Origin of the sequence: Pseudorhodobacter sp. (genome assembly GCF_030452865.1) — a bacterium.
Classification (GTDB): domain Bacteria; phylum Pseudomonadota; class Alphaproteobacteria; order Rhodobacterales; family Rhodobacteraceae; genus Pseudorhodobacter.
This window is the reverse complement of the sequence record NZ_JAKDLJ010000215.1, coordinates 1-6,254: the sequence shown is the minus strand read 5'-3', so window position 1 is coordinate 6,254 and position 6,254 is coordinate 1. Positions and strand designations below refer to the sequence as shown.

The 6,254-nt window shown below is 57.5% G+C and carries 4 protein-coding genes and 2 pseudogenes; 5 read left to right on the top strand and 1 reads right to left on the bottom strand.

Features of this window, described 5'->3' with window-relative positions:
• Positions 1 to 46 precede the first annotated feature (46 nt).
• Entirely contained in the window at positions 47 to 619 is a 573-nt protein-coding gene (locus tag L0H65_RS12650) for a sugar-binding domain-containing protein (protein WP_301459414.1), read from the bottom strand.
• A 175-nt stretch (positions 620 to 794) separates the two neighbouring features.
• Between L0H65_RS12650 and L0H65_RS12645 the strand changes: the two genes are divergently transcribed.
• From L0H65_RS12645 to L0H65_RS12620, 5 genes and pseudogenes are all read left to right on the top strand, one after another.
• Positions 795 to 1,004: a helix-turn-helix domain-containing protein gene (locus L0H65_RS12645; RefSeq protein WP_301459413.1), complete on the top strand. Its 210-nt coding sequence runs from the start codon at positions 795 to 797 to the stop codon at positions 1,002 to 1,004.
• Positions 997 to 1,988: pseudogene (locus tag L0H65_RS12640) on the top strand (DEAD/DEAH box helicase family protein); the annotation flags it as partial. The gene L0H65_RS12645 and the pseudogene L0H65_RS12640, both read left to right, overlap by 8 nt.
• Positions 1,989 to 2,251: 263 nt before the next feature.
• Positions 2,252 to 5,158 (top strand): site-specific DNA-methyltransferase, encoded by a 2,907-nt coding sequence (locus tag L0H65_RS12630; RefSeq protein ID WP_301459410.1) that lies wholly within the window; start codon positions 2,252 to 2,254, stop codon positions 5,156 to 5,158.
• Entirely contained in the window at positions 5,155 to 6,015 is an 861-nt protein-coding gene (locus L0H65_RS12625; RefSeq protein WP_301459409.1) for an HNH endonuclease, read from the top strand. The genes L0H65_RS12630 and L0H65_RS12625 overlap by 4 nt, the downstream gene beginning before the upstream one ends.
• A pseudogene (locus tag L0H65_RS12620) lies at positions 6,015 to 6,254 on the top strand (DNA helicase); the annotation flags it as partial. The gene L0H65_RS12625 and the pseudogene L0H65_RS12620, both read left to right, overlap by 1 nt.

Sequence of the window (6,254 nt, the reverse complement as noted above, 5' to 3'; positions counted from 1 at the left end):
GGCCGAGGCTTCAATTCCGCTGGCCCCGATGGGCCGAGTAAGCATGTCAGGCAACATTGTCTGTTCTTTCCTTGTTATTCAGCACGTTGAGCGCCGTTTCTTCATCCATCATCAAGGCGGTAAGATACCCGCCGTTCAGCGTGGCCCGGATTGGCCGGGTTTTTTTCACGCCCGAGGCGACACCGATGACGCTGCCACAATCGGCCAAATCCGCAGGCCTTAACGCAACCAGCCGGTCATTCAGCGGATAGTCGACAATCGCGCCGTCATCACGCACCAGATGGGCCAGCAGTTCTGCGACAACTCCCATCCCGACCAGCATCTTGCGATCTGCCTCCGGCAGCGGGTCAGGTCGTAATAGCTTGACCCGGTTGATTGAATGGAGCCGATGCCAACAAGGGCGACATTCGCCTTCACGCTCAACATCTTGTCCAACGCCACCTTCTGCTGATTGCCCCCCCGACAGCGAGGACACCGGATCAGACAGCTTGCCGTATTTCAGGTATAGTTTTTTGCCCAGCGTGGCGGCCTGCCGGTCTTCCATTTGCCGGTTCAGCAATCCGGAGCTGGTTGAGACCTGTTCCAGATCAAGCGCCGAGACGTTTACCGCAATCGGCATCTCAAGGAAAATGCCGTTGCCCTTGGCGGGGATGCTGATGCGGGATGTCGAGGTGTCAGCTACGCTGCCAACGTCACGACCTTGGCTCTCAACAAATCTCGGAGTAATCAGGCGCTAGTAAAGTCTGGCAAAGTCTGGCAGCTTCGCTTTGAACATTTCGGGAAGGAGCAGGTCCATGACGGACCCTATTCTCACTTTGCCAGAGGTTGCGGTGTTGTTGAAGGTTGCAGAAAAGACTGTCTACACAATGGCGCGAACGGGTCAAATTCCGGCCTTCAAGGTTCGCGGTCAATGGCGTTTCAAGCATGACGATATTGAACAGTGGATTGATGAACAAAAGGCTGCTGTAAGAGGGCATGCTGAAAAAGGTGCATCAGATGTCTGAGCAGTTTTTTGAAAAGCCGATCCTAAATTCCCCATATGCCTTCCCAGGACGTCATTGGGAACTCGATGGCGACGGACAACCCACAAACCGTATCCTTGAAAACCGTCGACGCTCCGATCTCATCACGCCGGTTCCAAAGACCAAGAAGCAACGGCAAAACCTGAAGCAAAGTGCCATGCTGCTTGGTGCCAATGATGAGCTTTCGTCCGAAGATCAGGAATATAACCCGACTCCGATCATCAACGAAATCCGGGGCCATGTTGAAACCTGGCGCAGCCTGCCAAATCCTGATCAATGGCTGGTGACGCCGGAGACGGCGCGCCTGCTGCAACATTGGCGGCACCACAAGTTCGAAGGCATCCGTCCGTTCTTCTGCCAAATCGAAGCCGTCGAAACCGCTATTTGGCTAACGGAGGTCGCGCCCAAAATGGGACCGCGCGTCTCAAAGTTCTGGGCCCACGTTAAAGGGGCCAACGAACAGGCAAACCCGGAACTGCTGCGTCTTGCGTTGAAGCTCGCGACAGGTGCGGGCAAGACCACGGTTATGGCGATGCTGATTGCGTGGCAAACCGTCAATGCTGTGCGCCACCCGAACAGCAAGATGTTCTCCAGCCGCTTCCTGATCGTTTCCCCAGGGATCACCATCCGAGATCGCTTGCGTGTTCTGCTGCCCAATGATCCAGAAAGCTATTATCGCGGCCGCGAGATAACGCCGCCCGACATGCTGCGCGACATCCAGAGCGCCAAGATCGTCATCACCAACACCACACCTTCAAACTGCGTGAAAAACTGGTGATCGCGAAGGGCACCCGTCAGGCTCTTGAAGGCTGGCGTGGTGACAAAGTGCAGACGCTTGAGACGGAAGGCGAGATGATCCAGCGGGTGATGGGCGACCTGATGGGCCAGAAGAACATCGTTGTCCTGAATGACGAGGCGCATCACTGCTATCGCGAACGAGTGAACGATGCGCTGGGCGACACCGAAGGTGGCGAGGACATCATCCCACCGATCAGCGCCGAGTTGCTTGACAGCTACCTTACCAGTCATGGCATCGACCCGGTATTGTTCCGCGCAGACCGCTTTACCGACTTCATGGCTGACCGTGAAAACCGCTTGCTGGCGATGATAGCATCTGCCACCGGCCATGCAGTCGCCAGAACAGCGTCTGACTCAGAGGAAGGTCAGGACGTGCCGCAGGATGACGAAGGCTTCGATCTGGCCGACCCAAATGCAGAAGAGGTCGCGTAATGGCCAAGAAACCCATCGAGGTGGAAACCCTCACCCATGACGCGACTCGCCGCAATATTCCGACTGCGGAGTTTGAGTCCATCATGCGCGAGCAGGACAAGACCCCCATCCAGCTTGCCTATGAGCGGCGCAACAAGGATCTGGACCCGCAACTGGTTTGGCGCGGCAAGGATATGGCGGATTGGTCCGATCTGATCGTGCAGGCGCCGCCGCTGTATATTCAGGAAAAAGTCCACCCCAAGGCGATCATCGACGACTTGAAGCGCGCCAGCGCCACCCGCGCCAAGGCCGCCGACAATGCGCCGCAGTTTGATATGTTCGCCGATTTCAATGGCCTGCCCGATGCCGAGGCCGCGACCGAGTTCTATCAGCACGATCAGCACTGGTCGAACCGGATGATCTCGGGCGACAGCCTATCGGTGATGGCGTCATTGGCAGAGCGTGAGGGGCTGCGCGGTCAGGTGCAGTGCATCTATTTCGACCCGCCCTATGGCATCAAATTCAACTCCAACTTCCAGTGGTCCGCCACCTCGCGCGATGTCAAAGATGGGGCCAAGGACCATGTGACGCGCGAACCCGAACAGGTTCGCGCCTTTCGCGACACTTGGAAAGACGGCATTCATTCCTACCTGACCTACCTGCGCGACCGGCTGACTGTGGCGAGGGATCTGCTGACCGAGAGCGGAAGCATCTTCGTGCAGATCGGCGATGAGAACGTGCATCGCGTGCGGGCGTTGATGGATGAGGTGTTTGGGGATGAGAATTGCGTTAGCGAGATCATTACTCAGAAGACCGGTGGCTTTAATGCTGGAGCAATTCCGAACACGAATGACTTCATTCTTTGGTATGCCCGGAACAAACCATCACTAAAATACAGAGGCGTGTTCGAGGAAGTTCGACGAAGCGCGACCGAAGGTAACTATCAGTGGGTGGTCGATGGCCACGGAGCGATGCGAGGGCTCACCGCCGAAGAAAAGCGTGGCGAAGTCCCACTCCAAAGTGAACACCGCCTTTACCAGCCAACTTCGCTTACTTCTCAAGGAGCCTCGTCTGAACCGTCTCCGATAGATTATCAGGGTCGCGTCTTTAAATTTCCGGCAAACCAGCATTGGAAGACACGAGCCGATAACGTCGTGAGACTCGGCCGCTCAATGCGGGTTCACGTGGCTAAAAACAGCCTTAGGTATGTGCGATACGCCGATGACTTTCCGGTTCAACCTCGGACAAATATTTGGACTGATACAGCGACAGGCAATTTCACCGACGAAAAAGTGTATGTCGTCCAGACATCCACGAAAAGCGTAGAGCGCTGCGTCCTGATGACCACCGACCCCGGCGATCTGGTGCTCGATCCCACCTGCGGCTCGGGCACCACGGCCTATGTCGCCGAACAATGGGGGCGGCGCTGGATCACCATCGACACCTCTCGCGTCGCCGTGGCCCTTGCCCGATCGCGCCTGATGGGCGCGCGCTATCCCTATTACCTTCTGGCCGACAGCAAGGACGGCCAGCAAAAGGAAGGCGACATCACTCGGCAACCGCCGAAATCCACCCCAACCCATAGCAGCATCCGCCAAGGCTTTGTCTATGACCGCGTGCCGCATATCATGCTGAAAGACATAGCCAACAACGCCGAGATTGACGTGATCTGGGACAAGCTGCAACCGGCAGTCGAGGATGCGCTAACCGCGCTCAACACCGCTCTTTCCGGCCACGCCACCCCGCTCAAAGTGGAGGTCGGCGGCCGCAAAGACACCAAGATCAGCTTTGCCGCCACAGGCGAGGTCAAGCTCCCCTCGGGGGAAATGGCCCCTGCAAACGGCCTGATGGAATGGGAAGTCCCGCGCGAAGCCCCCTCCGGTTGGCCCGCCCCCGCGCAAAAGGCGCTCACCGCGTTCTGGGAGGCCCGCATCGCAAGGCAGCGCGAAATCGACGCCAGCATCGCCGCCAAGGCCGATTTCGAATTCCTCTATGACAAACCCTTTGCCGACACCGGCAAAACCCGCGTCGCTGGCCCCTTTACCGTCGAAAGCCTGTCGCCCCACCGCACCCTCGCCGTCGATTGGGATGATGAGCTGATCGACACCTATGAGGCCGCCGAGGGCAAGCGCAAGGCAGCCGAACGATCTGACGATTTCACCGATTTCGCCCATATGATCCTGGAAAACCTGAAAGCCGCCGGTGTCCAGCAGGCGCATAAGGAAGACCGGATCAGTTTCACCGCCCTGCACGGCTGGCCCGGCCGCTATATCAGCGCCGAAGCGACGTTCATGGAGGGCGAGGCGCAACGCCGCGCCGGTATCTTCATCGGCCCCGAGTTCGGCACCGTCAGCCGCCCCGATCTCGTCGCGGCAGCGCGTGAGGCTGGCGATGCCGGTTTCGACATGCTGATCGCCTGCGCCTTCAACTACGACGCCCATTCTGCCGAGTTTGACAAGCTGGGCCGCGTGCCAGTGCTGAAGGCGCGAATGAACCCCGACCTGCACATGGGAGGCGACCTGAAAACCACCGGCGCAGGCAACCTGTTCGTGATCTTCGACGAGCCCGATATCCGGATTGCGGATGCCGGTGATGGCATGGTGACGGTGCAGGTTTTCGGCGTCGACGTGTTCAAGCCCCAAACCGGCGAGGTGCAATCCGAAGGCACGGAAGGCATCGCGCTGTGGATGCTGGATACCGATTACAACGAAGAGTCGTTCTTCGTCCGCCATGCCTATTTCCTCGGCGCGAACGATCCCTACAAGGCGCTGAAAACCACGCTAAAGGCCGAGATCGATGAGGAGGCGTGGGAAAGCCTCTATTCCGACACCTCCCGACCGTTTGAAAAGCCGAAGTCAGGGCGTATCGCGGTGAAGGTGATCAACCACCTAGGCGATGAGGTGATGAAAGTGTTCGCAGTGGAATGATGAAAATCGGCGGCCTGATCCAGCACTATATCCCGATCATCTTTGCGCTCTGCGAAAAGCAGGATCATGCAGAGTTTGATCGGCTGTGTGATCGCGCCTACTCGAAGGACGTGCTGGACGTCAACTTTCCCTTCTGCAAGCCGATCTCGGAAATCTCGGCCTTGGAAAACCGGCGCTATTGGTCGCAGGTTTATATCGTGCGCGGCATGTCCGTCCGTGTCACCAGCCAATGGTTCGATCCGCCCACAAGCAAGAGCAGGCCGTTCTTGCTGCGATACCTTGAACGCCAAGGTATAGGCGTGATCGACGCTGCCCGAACCGACCCGGTTTCCGCCGCGATTGACAATTCCGTCATCGAACAGACAAAGAAGCTGTCGCGCGGCCGCTATAAGGGCAACGCCATTGGAAACGCGCAAAACCTTGTGGTGCGAAACATCTTGAGCAACCTTGGCACCGAAGACTTCGGGGAAAAGCACTGGCGGCAGGTCATCGAAGATTTCGGGGGACTTTGCGTCTATTGCGGACAGGACTCCGAGTTGGTGATGGATCATGTGGTCCCGATCAACAGGCAATCGCTTGGGGAGCACCGGCTCGGCAATCTGGTCCCAAGTTGCAAAGGTTGCAATGCGATCAAGGGAGACAAGGATTTCCGTGCCTTTCTGTCCGCGCAACCGGACCGAATTGCGGTGATCGAGACACATATGGACCGCCACGATTATGTTCCGGTCAGTGAGAACGAGCAAATCCGTCAGATCATCGAACTTGCACACAAGGAAATTGTTCAGGTCGCTAGTCGCTATATCGACATCCTGAACACATTGACGGTCGGGCAGAATGTAAAAAGAGGCGAAACCTGATGGAATTCCGTATCGCCGACACATTCACCGACAGCCTCACCCGCCTGACATCGCAGGAGCAAAAGGCGGCCAAGATGACCGCGTTCGACCTGCAATTGGATCCGACTTCAAACGGCCTGTCATTTCACAAGCTCGACCGGGCCAAGGATACGAACTTCTGGTCGGTGCGGGTGAACGCCGATATCCGCCTGATCGTGCATCGCACCGCAACGAGCTTTTTGCTTTGCTACGTGGAGCAC

Bases quoted from the DNA above. Each gene is read 5' to 3' on its own strand.
- L0H65_RS12650 (WP_301459414.1), bottom strand. From the start codon at position 619: ATGCCGATTGCGGTAAACGTCTCGGCGCTTGATCTGGAACAGGTCTCA.
- L0H65_RS12645 (WP_301459413.1), top strand. From the start codon at position 795: ATGACGGACCCTATTCTCACTTTGCCAGAGGTTGCGGTGTTGTTGAAG.
- L0H65_RS12630 (WP_301459410.1), top strand. From the start codon at position 2,252: ATGGCCAAGAAACCCATCGAGGTGGAAACCCTCACCCATGACGCGACT.
- L0H65_RS12625 (WP_301459409.1), top strand. From the start codon at position 5,155: ATGATGAAAATCGGCGGCCTGATCCAGCACTATATCCCGATCATCTTT.